Annotated in this window: 18 protein-coding genes; 11 read left to right on the top strand and 7 right to left on the bottom strand. The window is 72.7% G+C overall.

Features of this window, described 5'->3' with window-relative positions:
• Positions 1–3 precede the first annotated feature (3 nt).
• The 6 genes from BLS21_RS17565 to BLS21_RS24735 all read left to right on the top strand — a co-directional run bounded on the left by BLS21_RS17565 (position 4) and on the right by BLS21_RS24735 (position 6,673).
• A complete protein-coding gene (locus BLS21_RS17565; protein WP_245700507.1) occupies positions 4–1,539 on the top strand; it encodes a uracil-xanthine permease family protein in 1,536 nt (511 codons plus the stop codon).
• Positions 1,536–2,408: an FAD binding domain-containing protein gene (locus BLS21_RS17560; RefSeq protein WP_091221375.1), complete on the top strand. Its 873-nt coding sequence runs from the start codon at positions 1,536–1,538 to the stop codon at positions 2,406–2,408. The genes BLS21_RS17565 and BLS21_RS17560 overlap by 4 nt, the downstream gene beginning before the upstream one ends.
• Positions 2,405–2,983, top strand: coding sequence for a (2Fe-2S)-binding protein (locus BLS21_RS17555; protein ID WP_091221373.1), 579 nt, complete (start codon positions 2,405–2,407; stop codon positions 2,981–2,983). The genes BLS21_RS17560 and BLS21_RS17555 overlap by 4 nt, the downstream gene beginning before the upstream one ends.
• The gene (gene cutA / locus BLS21_RS17550; protein WP_091221371.1) at positions 2,980–5,397 is read left to right on the top strand and encodes an aerobic carbon-monoxide dehydrogenase large subunit; all 2,418 of its coding nucleotides are present in this window, start codon (positions 2,980–2,982) and stop codon (positions 5,395–5,397) included. Before BLS21_RS17555 ends, cutA begins: the two co-directional genes overlap by 4 nt.
• Positions 5,394–6,053, top strand: a complete 660-nt coding sequence (locus BLS21_RS17545; RefSeq protein ID WP_091221368.1) for an SRPBCC family protein — start codon at positions 5,394–5,396, stop codon at positions 6,051–6,053. Before cutA ends, BLS21_RS17545 begins: the two co-directional genes overlap by 4 nt.
• Positions 6,054–6,190: 137 nt before the next feature.
• Positions 6,191–6,673 (top strand): hypothetical protein, encoded by a 483-nt coding sequence (locus tag BLS21_RS24735; RefSeq protein WP_139177191.1) that lies wholly within the window; start codon positions 6,191–6,193, stop codon positions 6,671–6,673.
• A gap of 723 nt (positions 6,674–7,396) precedes the next feature.
• Here BLS21_RS24735 and BLS21_RS17540 read toward each other — a convergent pair.
• The 7 genes from BLS21_RS17540 to BLS21_RS17505 form a co-directional block, all read right to left on the bottom strand.
• On the bottom strand, positions 7,397–8,329 hold the full coding sequence (locus BLS21_RS17540; protein WP_091221366.1) for an oxidoreductase: 933 nt from the start codon (positions 8,327–8,329) through the stop codon (positions 7,397–7,399).
• 9 nt (positions 8,330–8,338) lie between these two features.
• Positions 8,339–8,896, bottom strand: coding sequence for a hypothetical protein (locus BLS21_RS17535; protein ID WP_091221363.1), 558 nt, complete (start codon positions 8,894–8,896; stop codon positions 8,339–8,341).
• Between the two features lie 26 nt (positions 8,897–8,922).
• Entirely contained in the window at positions 8,923–10,044 is a 1,122-nt protein-coding gene (locus BLS21_RS17530) for a serine hydrolase domain-containing protein (protein ID WP_091221360.1), read from the bottom strand.
• Positions 10,045–10,105: 61 nt separating this feature from the next.
• On the bottom strand, positions 10,106–11,446 hold the full coding sequence (locus tag BLS21_RS17525) for a hypothetical protein (RefSeq protein WP_091221357.1): 1,341 nt from the start codon (positions 11,444–11,446) through the stop codon (positions 10,106–10,108).
• A gap of 560 nt (positions 11,447–12,006) precedes the next feature.
• Positions 12,007–13,092: an alkene reductase gene (locus BLS21_RS17515; protein WP_091221352.1), complete on the bottom strand. Its 1,086-nt coding sequence runs from the start codon at positions 13,090–13,092 to the stop codon at positions 12,007–12,009.
• A 254-nt stretch (positions 13,093–13,346) separates the two neighbouring features.
• On the bottom strand, positions 13,347–13,991 hold the full coding sequence (locus tag BLS21_RS17510) for a LuxR C-terminal-related transcriptional regulator (RefSeq protein ID WP_245700506.1): 645 nt from the start codon (positions 13,989–13,991) through the stop codon (positions 13,347–13,349).
• Positions 13,992–14,330: 339 nt separating this feature from the next.
• A complete protein-coding gene (locus tag BLS21_RS17505) occupies positions 14,331–15,035 on the bottom strand; it encodes a LuxR C-terminal-related transcriptional regulator (protein WP_091221473.1) in 705 nt (234 codons plus the stop codon).
• A 384-nt stretch (positions 15,036–15,419) separates the two neighbouring features.
• Here BLS21_RS17505 and BLS21_RS17500 point away from each other — a divergent pair, with 384 nt between their 5' ends.
• From BLS21_RS17500 to BLS21_RS17480, 5 genes are read left to right on the top strand one after another with little or no spacing between them, the layout of a single operon-like run.
• Positions 15,420–15,743: a TcmI family type II polyketide cyclase gene (locus BLS21_RS17500; RefSeq protein ID WP_091221347.1), complete on the top strand. Its 324-nt coding sequence runs from the start codon at positions 15,420–15,422 to the stop codon at positions 15,741–15,743.
• A 28-nt stretch (positions 15,744–15,771) separates the two neighbouring features.
• Positions 15,772–17,481 carry an acetyl-CoA carboxylase carboxyl transferase subunit alpha gene (gene accA, locus BLS21_RS17495; protein ID WP_091221344.1) on the top strand — a complete coding sequence of 570 codons (1,710 nt, stop codon included), beginning with the start codon at positions 15,772–15,774 and terminating at the stop codon, positions 17,479–17,481.
• Positions 17,482–17,483: 2 nt separating this feature from the next.
• The gene (gene accB, locus BLS21_RS17490; protein ID WP_091221342.1) at positions 17,484–18,020 is read left to right on the top strand and encodes an acetyl-CoA carboxylase biotin carboxyl carrier protein; all 537 of its coding nucleotides are present in this window, start codon (positions 17,484–17,486) and stop codon (positions 18,018–18,020) included.
• A complete protein-coding gene (locus tag BLS21_RS17485) occupies positions 18,017–19,537 on the top strand; it encodes an acetyl-CoA carboxylase biotin carboxylase subunit (protein WP_245700505.1) in 1,521 nt (506 codons plus the stop codon). Before accB ends, BLS21_RS17485 begins: the two co-directional genes overlap by 4 nt.
• Positions 19,501–19,761, top strand: a complete 261-nt coding sequence (locus BLS21_RS17480) for an acyl carrier protein (RefSeq protein WP_139177190.1) — start codon at positions 19,501–19,503, stop codon at positions 19,759–19,761. Before BLS21_RS17485 ends, BLS21_RS17480 begins: the two co-directional genes overlap by 37 nt.
• The last annotated feature ends 71 nt before the right edge of the window (positions 19,762–19,832 follow it).

Here is a 19,832-nt window from a genome sequence, read left to right as displayed (position 1 = left end):
TGGGTGCCGGAACCGCTGTCCGCGGCGCCGGCCACGTCCCAGGAGCAGGTCGAGGAGGCGGTCATGGCGTTCGGCTGGAAGCTCTACGGGGACGGCAAGACCCCGCCGCTCGGTGAGGCGGTGGCCCCGGACGAACGCCTGTCCTGGCCGCGGACGATCGGCATCGGCGCCCAGCACGTCGTCGCGATGTTCGGCGCGACCTTCGTCTTCCCGATCGTCATGGGGCTCGACCCGAACCTGGCGATCATGATGAGCGGGATCGCGACGATCATCTTCCTGCTCATCGTGAACGGGAAGGTGCCCAGCTACCTGGGCACCAGCGCCTCGTTCGTCGGCGGCGTGGTGGCGGTCCGCGCGTCGGGCGGCGACTCCTCCGACGTCGTCGGCGCGATCCTCGTCTCCGGCGTCGTCCTGGCCCTCGTCGGCGTGCTCATCCACTTCGCCGGCGTCCGCTTCCTGCACGCGGTCCTGCCGCCCGCGGTGACCGGCGCGGTCGTGCTGCTGATCGGCTTCAACCTGGCCCCGGTCGTGGCCGGCATCTACTGGCCGCAGGACCAGTGGGTGGCGCTGGCGACGATGGCGTTCGTCATCGTCGCCTCCCTGCTGCTGCGGGGCTTCTGGGCCCGCATCTCCATCCTGCTCGGCCTGGTCTTCGGCTACCTGCTGTCGGTCCTCCTCGACGCGACCGCCGGCCAGATCACCTCGCCCGACGGCACCGGCGTGGTCTCCACCCGCGACCGGATCGACTTCGACTCGGTGGCCCAGGCCGACTGGTTCGGCCTGCCCGACTTCATCGCGCCGTCCTTCTCGCTGAACTTCAGCCTCCTGGTGCTGCCGGCGGTCATCGCGCTGATCGCGGAGAACACCGGGCACGTCAAGGCGGTCGCCGAGATGACCAAGCGCGACCTCGACCCGTACATGGGCCGGGCCATCGCGGCCGACGGCGTCGCGACCGTCGTGGCCACCTCGGTCGGCGGCTCCCCGACGACGACCTACGCGGAGAACATCGGCGTCATGGCCGCCACCCGCGTGTACTCGACGGCGGCGTACTACGTGGCGGCCGTCGTGGCGATCCTGCTGGGCCTGTGCCCGAAGTTCGGCGCGCTGATCAACATCGTCCCGGGTGGCGTGCTCGGCGGGATCACCGTCGTCCTCTACGGGATGATCGGCCTGCTCGGCGCGAAGATCTGGAAGGAGAACCGGGTCGACTTCGCCAACCCGATCAACCTGGTGCCGCTCGCCGCGGGCATCATCATCGCGATCGGCGACGTCCAGCTGGCCTTCTCCGAGTCCTTCTCCCTCGGCGGCATCGCGCTGGGCTCGATCGTGGCGGTCGTCGGCTGGCACGTCGCCCGGGCCCTCGCGCCCGCGGAGATGAAGGCCGCGCTGGAGGCCGAGCGCGAGTTCGTCGGCGGCACGGGTCCCGCGCTCGGCCACACCGGTGCGCACGACTACGGCGCCGACCCCTCGTCGGTCGACGAGGTCGGCCGTCCGGGCGTGACCGGCTCGTCGACTCCCGGGGAGACCCGCCCCCGGTGAAGCCCGCGCCCTTCCGGTACGCCGACCCGCGCTCGGTGCCCGAGGCCCTCGAGGTCCTCGCCGCCGAGGAGGGTGCCAAGGTGCTCGCCGGCGGCCAGTCGCTGCTCCCGCTGCTGTCCATGCGGCTCGCGGCGCCGGCCACGCTGGTGGACCTCAACCGGGTGCCCGGCCTCGACGCCGTCGAGGTCACGGCGGACGGCGTGCGGGTCGGGGCGCTCGTCCGGCACGCAGGGCTGCTCGCGCACGACGGCGCTGCCCGGGTGCAGCCGCTGCTGGCCCGGGCGACGGCGAACGTCGCCCACCCGGCGATCCGGAACCGGGGGACGACGGTCGGCTCGATCGCGCACGCCGACCCCTCGGGTGAGATGACGTCGGTGCTCGCGCTGACCGGCGGCTCGGTGTCCGTCGCCGAGCCCTCCGGCGAGCGCGCCGTCGGCTGGCAGGACCTGTTCGTCGGCCCGCTGGAGACGTCGTTGCCGTCGGTCGCCGTCGTCACCTCGGCGTACTTCCCGGCGCTGCCGCCGCGCTCGGGGACCGCCTTCGCCGAGGTGGCCCGCCGCAGAGGCGACTACGCGGTGTGCGGCGCGGGCGTCGTCGTCACCCTCGACGAGGACCGCCGCGTCGCCGCCGTCCGCGCCTCCTACGTCTCGGTGGGCCTGACCCCCGAGGTGCACGACCTCACCGACGCCGTCGCCGGCGCCCCGGTGGAGAAGGCCGACTGGGCCGCTGCCGGCGCGCTCGCCCGCACGCTGGTGGACCCGGACGGCGACCTGCACGCCAGCGCCGACTACCGCCGCCTGCTGGTCGGCGTGCTGACCGAGCGGACGCTGATCGAGGCCGCCGCCGAGGCTGCAGGGGGATTCCAGTGACCGTCTCCATCGACACCGAGCGGACCGTCCGGCTGACCGTGAACGGTGTTCCACGTGAAGCCACCGTGCCGGTGCGGCGGCTGCTGTCGGACGCCCTGCGGCACGACCTCGGGCTGACCGGCACGCACGTCGGCTGCGAGCACGGCGTCTGCGGAGCCTGCACGGTGCTGGTGGACGGCACCCCGGTGCGCTCCTGCCTGGTGCTCGCCGTGCAGGCGGACGGTGCGGAGGTGACCACCGTCGAGGGGCTGGCCCGCGACGGCGGACGCGGCGGTCAGGTGCTGCACCCGGTGCAGGAGGCGTTCCGCGAGTGCCACGCCCTGCAGTGCGGCTTCTGCACACCGGGCTTCCTGGTGACGATCGCCGCCGGGCTCGAGGCGCGGGACGCGGCCGAGGAGATCACCGAGGAGGAGGTCGACGACCTGGTCGGCGGCAACCTCTGCCGGTGCACCGGCTACGCGAACATCAAGAAGGCCGTGCGTCACGCGGCCGCGGCGATGGCGGTTTCCGCGGGAACTGCCGCCGGTCCTCCGGCCATCTCCGCGGAGACCGCCGCGGACGGAGCCGTGCGGTGACCACCAAGCTGTTCGGGGAGCCGGTCCGCCGGCGCGAGGACGCCCGGCTCATCACCGGCAGGGGCCGCTACCTCGACGACATCGGCGCCGGCGCACTCGCCGCCGCCTTCGTGCGCAGTCCGCACGCGCACGCCCGCATCGTGGACGTCGACGTGGACGCCGCCCTCGACGTCGAGGGCCTGGTCGCCATCTACACCTACGAGGACCTCACCGGCCCGCTCGCCGAGCCGCTGCCCGTGCTGATCCCGCACCCGCAGCTGACCGCGCCGCGCACCGGGTACCCACTGGCCAACGGCGAGGTCAACCACGTCGGCGAGCCGGTCGTGATGGTGGTGGCGACCGACCGGTACGTCGCCGAGGACGCCGCCGAGCGGATCGCCGTCACCTACGAGGAGCTGCCCGCCGTCGTCGGGGTGGACGCGGCCCGCGAGGCGCGCGCGTGCGTCCACGAGGAGATCCCGGACAACGTCGCGGCGCGGCACCACCAGGAGACCGGTGACGTCGAGCCGGCGCTGGCCGCGTCGCCGCACACCCTCTCGTTCACCCAGTACGTCGAGCGCAGCGCCGGCATGCCGCTGGAGGGCAAGGGCGTGCACGCGCGGTGGGACGCCGACGACCGCTCGCTGCGGGTGCACACCAGCACCCAGGCCTCGACGTCGGTGCGCGCCGCCATCGCCGCCAAGCTGCAACTCCCGCTCGACCAGGTGGAGGTCGTCGCCCCGGACGTCGGCGGCGGCTTCGGCGTGAAGATCGTGCACCCGTGGCCCGAGGAGCTGCTGGTGCCGATGGCCGCCATCGCGCTCGGCCGCGAGGTGAAGTGGACCGAGGACCGCCGCGAGCACTTCGTCTCCAGCGCCCACGAGCGGCAGCAGCGGCAGGAGATCAACGTCGGGTTCGACGACGACGGCCGGATCACCGCGCTCGACGTCCACGTCTGGCACGACCACGGCGCCTACACGCCCTACGGGATCATCGTGCCGATCATCACCGCGACCCAATTGGTCGGCCCGTACGTGATCCCCGTGTACCGGGTGGTCGTGGAGAGCGTCTACACGAACACGGTCATCGTGACGCCGTACCGGGGTGCCGGGCGGCCGCAGGGCTGCTTCGCGATGGAGCGGACGATGGACCGCATCGCCGACGTCCTCGGCCTGGACCGGGCCGTCGTCCGCGAGCGCAACCTCATCCAGCCCTCGCAGTTCCCCTACGACCACCACCTGACGTTCCAGGACGGCCGGCCGGTCGTCTACGACTCCGGCGACTACCCGGCGCTGCTCGAGAAGCTGAAGGTGCTGGTCGGGTGGGACGGGATCGACGCGCTGCGGGACGACGCCGAGGCGCGCGGCAGGCTGCTGGGCGTCGGGATGGCGCTGTACGTGGAGGGCACCGGGCCCGGCCCGTACGAGGGCGGGCACGTGCAGGTGCTGGGCAGCGGCAAGGTGCTGGTGTCGACCGGGCTGACCACGCAGGGCCAGGGGCACGAGACGTCGTTCGCGCAGATCGTCGCCTCCGAGCTCGGGGTGCCGATCGAGGACGTCGAGGTGACCACCGGCGACACCCGGCGCTTCCCGTACGCGGTCGGCACGTTCGCCTCGCGGGCGGCGGTGATGAGCGGCAACGCGATCGCGCTGGCCGCGCGCGGGGTGCGGGACAAGGCGCTGCGGATCGCCGCGGACGTGCTGGAGGCCGACCCCGGCGACCTGGAGATCGCCGACGGCGTCGTCCAGGTGCGGGGGACGCCGGGGGCCTCGATCCCCCTGCGGACGGTGGCGGTGCTGTCCAACCCGCTGCGGTACGCGTTCGACGAGGCGGCCAAGCAGGCGACGCAGTTCGCCGTCCAGGCCTCGAACGACAGGCCGCCGGTGACCCCGGGGGACGCTCCGGGGCTGGAGCACCGCGACTACTACTCGCCGATCCGGTCGACGTTCGCGTCGGGCGCGCACGCGGCGGTCGTGGAGATCGACCCGGCGACGTGGGAGATCGACGTCGTGAACTACGCGGTGGTGCACGACTGCGGCAACGTGGTGAACCCGATGATCGTCGAGGGCCAGGTGCTGGGCGGGGTCGCACAGGGCGTGGGCGGGGCGCTGTACGAGCGGATGGCCTACGACGCCGACGGGCAGCTGCAGAACGCGTCGTTCATGGACTTCCTGATGCCGTACGCCTCCGAGGTGCCCGACGTGGTGATCGACCACCAGCAGACGCCCTCGCCGCTGAACCCGCTGGGTATCAAGGGCGCCGGCGAGGCCGGGGTGATCCCGGGGTCGGCGGCGCTGGCGTCGGCGATCGAGGACGCGGTGGGACGGCGGATCACCTCGATGCCCATCTCCCCCACCGAGCTGTACGACCTGATGCGTTCGGAGACGGCCGAGCGGACCGCGGCATCGGGCCGCAGGACGGGAGTGGGTGCGTGAACCTCGACGGCTCGGCGGTGCTGCACGGGTCCCCGGAGGACGTGTGGCGGGCGCTGACCGACCCGGCGGTGCTCGCGCGGACCATCCCCGGGTGCCTGGCGCTGGAGCGGGTCGGCGAGGACTCGTACCGGATGGACGTCTCGGTGGGCGTGGGTGCGGTGAAGGGGACATACGCGGGCGAGGTGCACCTGACCGACCAGCAGCGGCCGACCTCGTACGTGATGCACGCGTCCGGGGCGGGCGCACCGGGGCAGGTGCGGGCGACGGTGACGATCGAGCTGGCGCCGGACGGCGACTCCTCCACCGTGCTGACCTACTCGGCGGACGCGGTGGTGGGCGGGCCGGTGGCCGGTGTGGGTCAGCGGATGATCACCGGGGTCGCCAAGCGGATGGCCGCGCAGTTCTTCACCGCAGTGGACGCCGAGCTGGCAGGTGCGGGCGTTCCCGCGGAGACGCCCCAGGCACCAGCGGCGGTGCCCGCACAGGCCACCGAGGCTCCTGCTGCTGCCCAGCCGCAGGTCTTCACCGGGCGCGCCGGCGTTCCCGCGGAGACGTCCGACCTCCGGACGCTCGCCCTCGGCGCCGTCGGCGGCAGCTTGCTCACCTTGATCGGGGTGCTGGTCGGCTACCGTCTCGGCCGACACTCGACCAGATAAGACTTTCACTTCTCGCACGTAGCACATGCCCATGGACTCAGGCCAACCCCAGCCCTTCTTCAACAGCGCGAAGCCCGAGGCCGACACTCCGCCAACGTAAGCCCACGGCCTCATGGGTTGATGCATAATGCCCCGTCGTGCAGCCTTTCCTCGAGAGTTCTCGGGCGTTTACGCAAGAACTAACCAGTTTCTACGACTTCATCAATCCAACAGCCGCTGCAATGTGGAATCTCCGCTGGCAGGTGAAGGGATACGTCGAGGAACAGCCAGCCGTGACCATCGAGGAACTGCACGGCCGGTTCGTCGCAGGCAGCGGCATTGGAAGCGCAAACCTGCGACGCCATTGCATAGAGAGACCTTGGGAACAGCAAGTTAATGAGTCAAGCGTCCTCGGGCTCACCGGCGCGATAGGGCTCTTTGAGGGGTGGCTCCAAGCACTTGAGCTAGGCACTGATACCGAGCGCGATAATTTGCAGTTTCCTTCTCAGGCCATCCGAGGAAAGTTCGGGGCCGCGGATGTCATCAATCGCTATAGGAGTCGACTTTCTCCCGCCCTCGAGGCTGCCTTCGGGCCGAACCCTCAGATCCAACGCTCGATACTTTGGGTCTCGAATCGATGACATGATGCTCTTGTGCAGATGCTTCAAAGAACTCCGTAATTCATGTGTTCATGCAGGTCGCATTCCCACCCAGCTTGCTCTCGATGCATACGCGATGGCGAGTCCAGTCGCTCATGGGCTGGGCCGTAACGGGTCACTTCTACAACTTCCCGCACCTCAGCCCGGTGTTCCACTTGCGCTCACTTTGATTCATGTACAGGCTCTATGTGCACTACTCCTCAACATTGTTACAACTTTCGACGCCGACCTGTCGACCGTATTGGCCGCAGAACATGCCTTCATCGAACGCTGGGGTGAAGCGCACCCGCGCACGACGCTTGCCGCAGATCCTCAGCGCCGAAGTCGTAGAGTCATCTACATGTGCCAAAGGGCTGGCATGCCGACCCCTCTAGACACCACCGGCTTGTACGCCCTACTGCGAGCCCATTACCTAGTCTTGTGAGCAGCTCGCACGACGCCGCGCCGACACCACCGCCAGGCGTACCTAACAACCGTGTGCGTATGTCGCTATCGGCGGGCGTGAATTCCGAATGAGCACAGTCATTGGTAGAGGAGCGCACTATCTAGTCGGCTCGACCGTCACGCCATAGATTCTGACCCGACTGGTCGCACCCCCGTCAACGGGAATGGCGTTCATGTCATCCCGTGACCAATCATGGCTTACTCAGGCGATCCTGTGAGCAATGCTCGAGTGACCCTGGCGTGCCAGGTTATGCCACTGATTCACAGTACTGCTACGACATCCAGTGGGATGCCGGTCTCGCGCTCGGAGACCTGCCACAGGACGTCGATCTGCTCCTGCAGGCCGCGTCGGCGCAGGATCGGCCGCCGCACCGCCGGACCCCATGACCCATACCGCGGCGCGTACAGCTCCCCACCGCGAGCCCTAGGGTCGGTCGCGGCCCGCAGCTGCGGCCGGGCGCCCTCGAACGGCGACATCCCCGACCGCGCCGTCATCACCTCGAAGAAGGCCCCCAGCCGGCCGGCGCCGCCCTCGCGTACCGCACGCGCCTGCAGGTCGGTGTTCGTCAGGCCCGGATGTGCCACCAGGCTGATGGCGGAGACGCCAGCAGCCGCGAACCGCTGCTGCAACCCCAGCCCGAAGTGCAGGTTGGCCATCTTCGACCGCGCGTAGGCCGACCACGCCCCGTAGCCCCGCTCGGGATGGACGTCCGCCGGGTCCAGCCGCCCGGCCCGGTGCCGCGCCGTGCTCGTCACTGTCACCACCCGAGCGGCCGGTGAACGCAGCAGCGCCGGCAGCAGCCGCGCGGTCAGCGCCCAGTGCCCCAGGTGGTTCACGCCGAACTGCATCTCGAACCCGTCGGCCGTCGTCCGCTTCGGCATCGCCATCACCCCGGCGTTGTTCACCAGCAGGTCCACCCGCTCGTGCCGAGCCAGCACCGAACGCGCCACGGCCGCCACCGAGGACAGGTCACCGAGGTCCAACGGCACCACCTCCAGCGACGCAGAGGGGTGGCTCACCCGGATCCGCGCCTCCGCAGCCTCGGTCTTGGCAGCGTCACGCGCAGCGAGAACCACGTGCGCACCCGCGCCGGCCAGCGCCAGCGCCGTCTGCAGGCCGAGACCACCGTTCGCGCCGGTCACCACCGCCGTCCGGCCGCTCAGGTCGGGGATGTCGCGCTCGGTCCAGGCCATGCCGGAGTCCTACCCGGCGCGCGCCTCCGCCCGCATGGCGACGGCGGTGAGCAGCTCCCACCGGATGGCCGAGCTGCCCGGCTGGACGGCGAGCCAGTAGAGGCCGAAGCGCCGCCGCGTCTCCGGATCGGTGGCGGCGATCCGCGTCTCGCAGCTCAGCCGCGTGCCGCCGAGGGCCGGCGTCAGCCGGAACTCCATGCCGACCTTCACCCAGCCGGGCTCGGACCACTCCCGGACCCCCGCCGCGTCCAGCACGGGCGGTCGCTTCCCACCGGTCAGCTTCCAGGGCTGCAGCACGCCTGCGAACAGCACGTGCGACGGCGGGTCGGAGGCCAGCTCCGGGATCGGCACCACGTCGAGGAAGGTCCGGTCGAGCCCGCCGCGCCGACGACCCCGGCCCGCCAGCAGCACCGGTAGGGCGCGCACGGCGCTCAGCAGCAGGGACACCGGCAGCGACGAGAGCTTCAGCCGGTGCAGCTCCTCCCACACGACGGACGCCGGCGCGTCGATCACCCGCGCCTGCCGGGTGACGTGATCGGCCTCGGGCACCACGTCGTCCAGGTCCATGCCGCACCTCCCCCGAACCCCAGGCCTCAGCCGAGTGCCGCGTACACCGCCCGGACGTAGGCCTCGCTGCGGTCCGAGCCCAGGATCCCCGGCGCCATCCGGTTCATCAGGTAGCTGATGGTCAGCCGGCGGTCGAGGTCCATGACGATCATCGACCCGCCCCAGCCGCCCCAGAAGAAGGTCCGCCCCTCGGGCACGTACGGGACCAGCGGCGAGCCCAGGCAGAAGCCGATCCCGAAGCGGAACGGCGCCTCCAGCACCAGGTCCACGCCGTCGGACTGCTGGTCGAAGACGAGGTCGATCGTCCCCGGCGACAGCAGACCCTCACCGCCGAGCGACAGCACCCGCATGACCTGCATCAACCCGCGGGCGTTCGTGTGGCCGTTGAGCGCGCCCAGGTCCGCGCGGCGCCACTCCGGCGAGTTCGCCGCCGTCGCCGAGGCGACCGGTGCGGTGAAGGTCCTGACCGCCACCGACTCCGGGTCCAGCTCCCGCGGGTCCTCCTCCGGTCGCGGCGGCGGGACGACGGGCGCGATGCGGTCCCAGTCGGACTCCCGCGCGCCGATCTGGAAGTCCGCGCCCAGCGGCCGGGCGATCTGGTCGACCACGAACTGCCTGAAGGTGTGCCCGGTGATCCGCCGGATCACCTCACCGACGAGGTGTCCCTGGTTGTTCGCGTGGTAGCCCGACGCCGTCCCCGGCTCCCACCACGGCGCCTGCGCGGCCAGCCGCTCGGTCGCCGACGGCCAGTCGTACATGTCCCGGATGGAGAACGGACGCTCCCAGCCGGAGACGCCCGAGGTGTGCGACAGCAGGTGCCGCACCTCGACGTCCTTCTTCCCCTTGGCCGCGAACTCCGGCCAGTAGTCGGCGACCGGCGCGTACACGTCCAGCTCGCCGCGCTCGACCAGGAGCAGCGCGGCGAGCGCCAGGACGGTCTTCGTCGTCGACCAGCCGTTGACGATCGTGTCCTCGGTCCACGGGGTGGTCCGGTCGAGGTCGCGGTGGCCACCCCACAGGTCGGCGACGGTCTCCCCGTCCAGGTCGACGGCGAGCGACGCGCCCAGCTCCCCGGCGTCCAGACCGCGCTCGAACGCCTCGCGCACGCCGGAGAAGCGGTCGTCGCAGCTGCCGTGCACCTCGGCCATCGAGCCTCCTCGTCGCGGCGCGACCCCGGTGTCGCGCCGCGACGATCACACCACGGCCCGCTCAGGGCGCGGCGGCACCGGCCGCGGTGACGAGGGCGATCGTCTGGTCGACGACGGCCCTCCGGTCGGCCTCGAACTCGGGACCGGTCAGCACCGCGGGGTCCTCCGGGTACACCAGCGCCGAGATGTGCAGGTGCCCGCCGGGGACGTCCCACGCCTGCATGCCGATCCGCAGCCGGTTCGAGCGGTACATGCTCTCGTTGGAGAGGTAGTTGCCGCCCGGGCCGGACGCCGCCCGGGAGCCCTCCGACGGGTCGTCCTGGCAGCGCACCGCCGACGGGGCCGGGAAGGTCCCCGCCGGCCACTCGCAGATCCCGTCGTTGAGCACGACCGGCCAGGGGCCGGTGCCGGCGGCGATCATCGCCTCGTAGGGCAGGGTCGTCTCGATCCACTCCGGTGAGTCGAACGGCTGCGGCCAGTGCGACGGCCGGGAGATCGGCCCGAACAGCATGTTGCGGTTGTTGTCCGGGAAGCCGCCGCGGGCGTTGGCGGCCCACTGCTCGATGTCCATCCGCCCGCGGCTGGTCTGGCTGATGGTCATGATCAGGTCGGCGCGGTCCTCCCCGGTCGTCAGGACCTGGCCGAACGCGTCCTCGACGATGCCCTCGTCGAAGTCGGTCCAGTTCACCGGGAGCACGACCGACTGGACGACGACCGGGCCGGCGTCGGTCTCGAGCGTCCGGCCGTCCAGCTGCAGTGCGGTGGCCCCGGAGGGGTTGGAGTTCCGCAGGCTCTGGTCGAGGCTGTAGGTGTCGAAGCCGCTGATCATCACGCGTCTGGCGTCGGCGGGCGCCTCCGGCCAGTCGATGGTGGTGAGCCCCCGGGACGCGTGGTCGAGCAGGTGCACCAGGGCGTTGCGCTGGACGACGCTCACCTCGACGGGCGCCTCCCACTGGCGCACCGCGCGCGTCATGTGCAGGCGGGCCCAGTACAGCGGCCGGTCGTCGTACCGGTCGATCGTGCCGATGTCCCGCTCCCCCTGGGCGCGCGCCAGGGCCAGCTCCCACAGCGCCTCGCCGTGCCGGACGGCGAGCTCCTCGGCCGCGACCAGGTCCGGCGCCGCGCACAGGTCCGTGGCGAACTGCGCCACCGCCTCCTCGAAGCCGGCGGCCCGGAGGAACTGGGCCGCGGCCGACTCCCCGCCCTCGACCAGGGGCTGGCCGATGCGCTGCTCCTCCACCGTGAGCACCGCGTCCTCGGCGTAGCAGTCCGGGGCGTCCGCGCCCACGGCGGCCTCCGACTCGGTCGACGACACCGCCCACAGCGCCGAGGAGGACAACGCGACGGCGGCGGCGACACCGACCCGTGCGGTGAGCTGGGGGAACGACCTGGCCTTCGACATCTCGACCTCCGGGGGTCGACGAGCGAGTGGGGACCCTCCTGACTGTCCCGCCGGATCGCCCGGCCCGACACTCGGCGCGGCGAGTCGGCGTCCGCCCGAGGCGGGCGCCGGACGGCCGGCCGCCCCGACCCCTGCGGGTGCGACGCACCCCGATCCGGCCGATCCCGTACCGCCGGGGGCCCAGGGTGCCGATCACGTGGACAGGGACGTCCACTGGGGGGCACGTGCAACGGGATCGTTCGGCCGCGGAGGCGCAGATCGCCCAGCTGCTGCGGACGGCGCGCCGCACGCTCGGCCTCAGCGTGGCGTTCCTCAGCCGCGTCGACGGGACCACCCGGACGATGCATCGTCGCCGAGGGCGTGGAGACGGCGGCCGCGCACGCCGTCCTGCAGTCCCTGGGCGTGGACGGCGGCCAGGGCTGGCTCTTCGGCCGCCCCGCCCCGGTCGACGCCCTCGTCGAGGCGGGCACCGCGCCGGCCCCCGAGCCGCACCGCCTGAGGACGCAGCAGGGCCCGGCGGCAACGGCGCCGCCGGGCCCTGCTGTGCAGTGGGTCCTCGTTCAGCCGGCGCGCAGCGCCTCGAGGGTCGGGTAGTCGGTGTAGCCCTCGGCGCCGGGCGCGTAGAAGAGGTGCGCCTTCGGCTCGTTCTCCGGGTGCTCGCCCCTCCAGCGCTCGACCAGGTCGGGGTTGGCGATGACGGCTCGACCCACGGCCACGGCGTCGGCGTGCGCGGCCTCGATCAGGCGCACCGCCTCCTCGCGCGTGGTGACCGAGCCGAAGCCGCTGTTGGCGACCAGCGGCCCGGCGAAACGCTCGCGCAGCTCCTGCACCAGCTCACCGGCCGGGTCGGAGTGCAGCACCGACAGGTAGGCCAGGCCCAGCGGGCGCAGCTGGTCGAGCAGCGCACCGTAGGTGGCGCGGACGTCGTCCCGGTCGGTCTCGTAGGCGTCCTGGATGTTGTGCTCGGGCGAGATCCGCAGGCCCACCTTGCCGGCGCCGACCGCCGCGGCCACCGCCGTCACCACCTGGACGACGAATCGCGCCCGGTTCTCCGGGGTGCCGCCGTACTCGTCGGTGCGCTGGTTGGACGCCGGCGAGAGGAACTCGTGCAGCAGGTAGCCGTTGGCCCCGTGGATCTCCACGCCGTCCAGGCCGGCCTCGATGGCCCGCTTGGCGGCGGAGACGAAGTCCTGCAGGGTCTGCCGCGCCTCGTCGACGGTGAGCGCGTGCGGCACCGGGTAGGGCTGCTTGCCCTTCTCGGTGTGGCCCTCGCCGTCGATCGCGATCGCGCTCGGGGCCACGACGCGGCGGCCGCCGTTGACGTCGGGGTGGGTCACCCGGCCGCCGTGCATCACCTGCATCACGATCTTGCCGCCCCGTGCGTGCACGGCCTCGGCCACGCGGCGCCAGCCCTCGACCTGCTCGTCGGTGACGATGCCCGGCTGGCCGACGAAGGCCTGGCCCTCGTGGTTCGGGTAGGTGCCCTCGGTGATGATCAACCCGACGCCGGCGCGCTGCCGGTAGTGCTCGACGACGAGGTCCCCGGGGACGCCGGAGGCGCCGGAGCGCATGCGGGTCAGCGGAGCCATGACGACGCGGTTGGCGAGCTCGATGTCGCCCAGGTCCACAGGAGAGAACAGGTCCACGGGTAGTCCATCGCCGCGACGGGGTCGTCCATTCCGCGATGCAACCGTCGCGCCGCTCACAGTGACGTCCGGCTGCGACCCGCCCTCCTCGGGATCGACGGGCCTGTTCCTCACCGGGCTCCGGGCTGCCCCGCTGTTCCACCCGCTCCCGCGCCGTTGCAGCAGCGCGGAGGTGCCGGGAACAGCGCGGGAGTGGAGCCGGCCCGCGGCGTCCGCGGCCCCGTCCCGAACCTGCGGGGGGACGGCGCCCCCCGTCATGCGGCCGGGGAGTTCCCCCGCGTGACCAGGATGGCCAGCTCGGTCCGCGAGCGGACGGAGAGGCGGCGCATCGACGTCGTCAGGTGGCTCTTCACCGTCGCCAGGCTGAGGAACAGCCGCCCGGCGATCTCCTCGTTGCTCAGCCCCTGGGCCACCAGCTCGGCGACCTCGCGCTGCCGGTCGGTCAGCCGGTCGAGGGGCCGCAGTTCGGGAGCCGACCGCGGTTGCGACCCGGTCGTCAGGTGGCGCACCAGGTGGCTGGTGGCCGCGGAGTCGAGCGCGGCCTCGTCACGGGCCAGCGCCCGCACGCCGTCGACGAGCCGCTGCGCCCCCGAGCGCCGGGGCAGGTAGCCGCGGACGCCGGCACGCAGGATCTCGACCAGCTCGTGCTCGGAGTCCGTCTCCGGCTCGGCGAGCACGAGGACGGCGGTGTTCTGCCGGCAGAGGGTGCGCAGCAGCGGGAGGGCGTCGCCGGCGACCAGACCCTGCCGGACGACGACGACGACGGCGCCCTCGCCCTCGGCCGCCTCGAGGGCCTCGGGGAGGTGGGCGGTCTCGGCGACGACCGCCATGTCCGGTTCGGCCTCCAGGACCACCCGCAGCCCGGTGCGGAACACCTCGCGGTCCTCGCAGAGGAGCACGCAGACCAGACTCGTCGGCGGGCGGACGGCATGCGGTCGGACGGGCACGGGCCCGCCGGACCGGGGCGCGGGCACGGGGCCCTCCGCCCGCTGTCGCAGGTCCCCTACCAGGCCCGTTCCCCCAGCAACCACGGATTGGTCCATGTCGTTCCCCCCTGTGTCCGACCCGTAGATGCTCCCGCCCGACGGACCGGCAGTTCCGACACGCGTCCGTCTCCTCCGGACTGGAGTGACTCTAACCTCGTTGTGGCAGGTTCTGTCGAGATACTTCACAGGTATTTCACAGGACGTCGCGCGAGGCTGGTCCCATCCCGCTCAGCAACCGGCGGGAGGCGCTCCTCAGCCGGGATCGGGGCGGGTGCTGCGGTGCACGTGGATGGCCAGCTGGGTGCGGTCCCGCAGGCCCAGCCGGCGCAGCGCCACCGTGATGTGGCCCTTCACGGTGGCCCGGCTCAGCTCCAGCCGCTCGGCGATCTCCGCGTTGGTCAGGCCCTCGGCCACGAGCTCGGCGACCGCCTGCTGCCGGGCGGTCAGCGGGCCGTGCACCCGGGGCTGCCCGTCGTCCCCCGACCGCGCCACGTCGTCCAGGCGGTGCAGCAGCTCGCCGGTGACGTTGGCGTCCAGGACGGTCTCCCCACGGGCCACCGCGCGGACGCACTCGATCAGCCGCTGCGAGCTGACGGCCGCGTGCACGTAGCCACGCGCCCCGGCCCGCAGGACCTCGAGCAGGTCACTGGCGGCGCCCGCCTCACCGAGCAGCAGGACGCGGGTGCCCGTGCCGGTCATCTCGCGCACCAGGTCCGGCAGGACGGGCCCCTGCCCGTCGACGCCCATCAGGGTGACGTCGGGTCGGGCCGTGGAGGCCAGCGGCAGCGCCTCGCCGACGCAGGCCGCCTCCGCCACGACGCGGACACCGGGGATCCGGCGGAGCACAGCGCGCAAGCCGTGCCGGAAGACCTCGTGGTCGTCGCAGATCAGCACCCGTACCGGAGGATCGGCGTCGGACACCCCTGAAGCGGACACGGCGTCGTCGGGTTCGGCCATGCGTGTCAGCTCCACTCCTGTCCGGCCCCGTGAGGGGCAGCGTCAGGTCGGTTCCGGAAGTTAGGCCCGCCATGGTGCCGGTCGCCACAGATCCGGGCGAGCCGATCACGAGCCGTCGGCGAGTTCATACCCGGGTAGGGGCCTCCGCCCCTCCAGGTGGGGGTCGTACGCCCTGGTGGCGGCCGGGAGTCCTCCCCCCGGATGACTCGACCCCGACGTCCGGACGGCGTTGCTGCGCCCTGGGGCGGGGCGGTCGCACACCCCCCACCCTCCCCGGGGTGTGCTCCTGAACTGCACCTGTGGCCGATGTGCCGGCTTCGCCGGCTTCCTAGCGTCGTCGTATCCCGAGCCCCTCCCCGGGCCGCAGCGACGCTGGGAGACACCGTGCACCAGACCATGATCATCGCGAGGATGGCGCCGGCCGACGCCGACAAGGTGGCCGAGATCTTCGGCCGCTACGACGCCACCTCGATGCCGCACGAGATCGGTGTGCGGAACCGGTCCCTGTACCAGTTCCACGACATCTACGTGCACCTCATCGACTTCGACCGGCCGGCGTCGGAGGCGATGCGCATCGCCCAGTCGCTGCCGGACTTCCGTGCCGTGAGCGAGGACCTCCGGCCGTTCATCCAGGCCTACGACCCCGGCTGGCGCTCACCGCAGGACGCGATGGCCCGGCGCTTCTACCACTGGTCGTCCTCCGAGTGACACGGCTCCGGGCGACTGGGAGGACGTCATGACACGTTCCGCGCCGACCACCACCGCGTCCGCCGCGGGGGCGCCCGACCACGTGGGGTGGGTCAGCTGCCCCGACTGCGGGTGGCTGCTCTACCGCAAACGGCTCGACCGCAACCTGCACGTCTGCCCGGAGTGCGACCACCACCTCCGGCTCAGCGCGCGGGCCCGGATCGTCCTGCTCACCGACCCGGGCAGCTTCACGGAGGTGGCGTTCCAACCGGGCGCGCCCGACCCGCTGTCCTTCACCGACCTGCGCGACTACCCCGACCGGCTGGCCGACGCCGCGCGCCGCTCCGGTGAGTCGGAGGCCGTCGTGGTCGGCGTGGCCCGCATCGGCGGGTGCGAGACGGTCGTCGCGGTCATGGACTTCGCCTTCCTCGGCGGCAGCATGGGCGTCGAGGTCGGCCGACGGGTGAGCGGCGCCGCCGAGCTGGCCCTCGAGCGCGGCCTGCCCCTGGTCACCGTGTGCGCCAGCGGCGGCGCCCGGATGCAGGAGGGCGTCTTCTCGCTCTTCCAGATGGCCCGCGCCAGCGAGGCGTTCGGCCGGCACCGCGAGGCCGGGCTGTTCTCGGTGTGCGTGCTGACCGACCCCACCTACGGCGGGGTGTCGGCCTCCTTCGCGACCCTCGCGTCCGTCCTGGTCGGCGAGCGCGGCGCGCACGTCGGTTTCGCCGGGCCGCGCGTGGTGCAGGAGACCATCCGCGCCGAGCTGCCCGCCGACTTCCAGACCGCCGAGTTCCTCCTCGCGCACGGCCTGGTCGACCGCGTGGAGAACCGGGCCGACCTGCGGCCGCTGCTCGCCCGCCTGCTGGCCCTGCACGGGCCCGGCGTCCCGCCCGGGGAGACCCACGACGCCGAGGACGACGGGAGCCCGGTCGACGTCGCGGTCGACGACGACCCGTGGGACGTCGTCCAGCGGGCGCGGGTCGTCGAGCGGCCCACCACCCTGGACTACCTGCACACCGCGTTCGACGACTTCGTCGAGCTGCACGGCGACCGGGCCTTCGCCGACGATCCCGCCGTGGTCGGCGGGATCGCCTCGATCGGCGGCCGCACGGTCGTCGCCATCGGCCAGGAGAAGGGCCACACGGTCCGCGAGCGGATCGCCCGCAACTTCGGGATGCCGCACCCGGAGGGCTACCGCAAGGCGCAGCGGCTGCTCGACCACGCCGAGGCCTTCGGGCTCCCGGTCGTCACCCTCGTCGACACCCCCGGTGCCCACCCCGGACCGGAGGCCGAGGAGCGCGGCCAGTCGCACGCGATCGCCGAGATCATCATGCGCAGCAGCCGGCTCCGGGTGCCCGTCGTGTCGGTGGTCACCGGGGAGGGCGGCAGCGGCGGCGCGCTCGCGCTGTGCACCTCCGACCGGCTGCTGGTCCTGCAGAACGCCTACCTGTCGGTGATCAGCCCCGAGGGCTGCGCCGCCATCCTCTGGCGGACGGCGGTGGCCGCACCGACCGCCGCCCGCGCCATGCGCCTGGGCGCCGCGCACCTGCGGGCGTCCGGGATCGCCACCTCGGTGGTGGCCGAGCCCCCCGGTGGCGCCCACACCGACCCCGCCGAGGCAGCCCGCCTGCTGCGCCGCGCACTCGTCCGCGAGCTGGACGACGTCTGCCGCCTCGACGTGGCCACGCTGCTGGACACCCGGTCCCGGCGGCTCGAGCGCATCGGCGGGGACGACCGCCCCCTGCAGCCCGTGGAGGGATGACCGTGTCAGCGAGTGAGTTCCCCCCGCGGACGATCGCGGCGACGCCCGCGACCGGGCCGGACGACGAGGCCCCGGACCTGCGCGACGAGGTCCTGGCGCTGGCGCGCAGCCTGCCCGGCGAGCTGCGCAAGCTCACCGTCCGCAACGGCGACCGCGCCATCGAGGTCGAGTGGGCCCCCGAGGCCCTGCCGGCCGGGGTGGTCGCACCGCCCGCGCCCCCGGCGCAGGGGACCCCTGGCGGCCGCGACGCCCAGCCGACCGCACCCCCCGAGCCCGCGCAGGAGGTGGCGGCGACCGTCCGCTCCCCGCTCGTCGGCACCTTCTACGCGGCGCCGTCACCCGGGGCCGACCCGTTCGTCCGGGTCGGCGACGAGATCGAGCAGGGTCAGACCGTCGGGATCGTCGAGGCGATGAAGCTGATGAACCCGATCGTCGCCGACGAGGCGGGCGTGGTGGCCGAGGTCCTCGTGGGTGACGCCGAGTCGGTCGAGTACGACCAGGTGATCATGCGGCTGCGGCCTCCGGGACGGTCCCGGTGATCGGCCGCATGCTCGTCGCCAACCGCGGCGAGATCGCCGTCCGGGTCGCCCGGGCCTGCCGCGAGCTGGGCATCGAGGTCGTCGCCGTCTACTCGACCTCCGACCGCAACTCCGCCGTCGTGGACCTGGCCGACGAGGCCGTGCACATCGGGCCGGCCCCGGCCCGGCGCAGCTACCTCAACGTGGCCAACATCGTGGAGGCGGCCCTGCGCACCGGCGCCGACGCCATCCACCCCGGGTACGGCTTCCTCTCCGAGGACCCGGACTTCGCCGAGATCTGCGCGGCGGAGGGGCTGACCTTCGTCGGCCCGCCCCCCGCGGTCATGCAGCAGATGGGCAACAAGGCCACCGCCCGCCGGCTCATGGCCGAGGCCGGCCTGCCGCTGCTCCCGGGCGTCGTGGAGCCCGTCGGCAGCGTCGACGAGGCCCGGGAGATCGCCGCGCAGATCGGCTACCCGCTGATCATCAAGGCGGCCGCGGGCGGTGGCGGGCGGGGCATGACCGTCGTCCGCGAGGCCGACGACCTGGCCGACGCCTTCACCGCCACCCGGGCCACCGCCCGCGCGGTGTTCCGCGACCCCGCCGTCTACCTCGAGCGCCACCTGGGCGGCGCACGGCACGTGGAGGTGCAGATCCTCTGCGACACCCACGGCAACGGCGTCTCCCTCGGCGAGCGGGACTGCTCGCTGCAGCGGCGCCACCAGAAGCTGCTCGAGGAGGGGCCGGCCGGCCACCTCACCCCCGAGCAGCGCGCCGAGCTCGGACGGCTGGCGGTTCACGGCGCCCTCTCGGTCGGCTACACCGGCGCCGGGACCATGGAGTTCCTCGTCGACGGGTCCGGGTCGGCGTACTTCATGGAGATGAACGCCCGGATCCAGGTCGAGCACCCGGTCACCGAACTGCTCACGGGCGTGGACCTCGTCCGCGAGCAGATCCTGGTCTCGGCCGGCCGGCGGCTGCAACTGCGCCAGTCCGACATCGTCCCCCGGGGTGCGGCCATCGAGTGCCGCATCAACGCCGAGGACCCGGCCCGCGGTTTCGCCCCCGCACCCGGCCGGCTCGACGTCCTGCAGGTGCCCGACGGGCCGTGGACCCGGTTCGACACCGGCTACCGGCAGGGCGACGTGGTGAGCCCGGACTACGACTCGCTGCTGGGCAAGCTCGTCGTCTGGGCCCCCGACCGGGAGCAGGCCATCCGCCGGATGGACCGCGCCCTGGCCGAGCTGCGGGTCGAGGGCCCCGGCGTGCACACCACCATCGCCCTGCACCGGGCCCTGCTGCGCGACCCCGACGTCACCGCCGATCGCCACGACGTGCAGTTCCTGGACCGGCAGCTGCCCGAGGTGCTCGCCCGGGCCGCGGCCCTCGCCGACGCACCGACACCCGGGCTGCCCGCCTCCCGCGGCTCCCTCTCCCTCGTCCAGCCCCCGGCCGCAGACGCCCAGCCGGATCCCGCCACCCCACCGGAAGGAACGACACCGTGCCCGACACGACCTTCACTCTCAGCGACCTCATGAACCTGCTCACCGAGAAGGCGGGGCTGCCCGCGTCGTCGCACACGACCGACCCGGACGCCCACTTCGCCGACATCGGCCTGGACTCGCTGGCCTTCCTGTCCATGCAGACCGAGCTGCAGGACCGCTACGGCACCGAGATGCCCGACGACAGCCCGGACAACTACACGCTCGGCCAGATCGTCGAGCGTGTCGACGCCGCCCAGCGCTCGGCCGGGATGGCCTGAAGCAGAAAGAGGACCCCGTCCTCCCCACCCCTCACACGCTCGGGGCGGGACCCGGGACGGGGCCAACGGCG

It is taken from the genome of Geodermatophilus siccatus, from assembly GCF_900103785.1.
In the GTDB taxonomy this organism is placed as follows: Bacteria; Actinomycetota; Actinomycetes; order Mycobacteriales; family Geodermatophilaceae; genus Geodermatophilus; species Geodermatophilus siccatus.
Note: the sequence above shows the minus strand (reverse complement) of the source record. Positions and strands in the feature narration are given on the sequence as shown.

What these genes read in the sequence shown, in the direction of transcription:
- BLS21_RS17530 (WP_091221360.1), bottom strand. Translation starts at nt 10,044, where the DNA reads ATGGCCGAGGTGCACGGCAGCTGCGACGACCGCTTCTCCGGCGTGCGC.
- BLS21_RS17525 (WP_091221357.1), bottom strand. Translation starts at nt 11,446, where the DNA reads ATGTCGAAGGCCAGGTCGTTCCCCCAGCTCACCGCACGGGTCGGTGTC.
- BLS21_RS17505 (WP_091221473.1), bottom strand. Translation starts at nt 15,035, where the DNA reads ATGGCCGAACCCGACGACGCCGTGTCCGCTTCAGGGGTGTCCGACGCC.
- BLS21_RS17540 (WP_091221366.1), bottom strand. Translation starts at nt 8,329, where the DNA reads ATGGCCTGGACCGAGCGCGACATCCCCGACCTGAGCGGCCGGACGGCG.
- BLS21_RS17535 (WP_091221363.1), bottom strand. Translation starts at nt 8,896, where the DNA reads ATGGACCTGGACGACGTGGTGCCCGAGGCCGATCACGTCACCCGGCAG.
- accA (WP_091221344.1), top strand. Translation starts at nt 15,772, where the DNA reads ATGACACGTTCCGCGCCGACCACCACCGCGTCCGCCGCGGGGGCGCCC.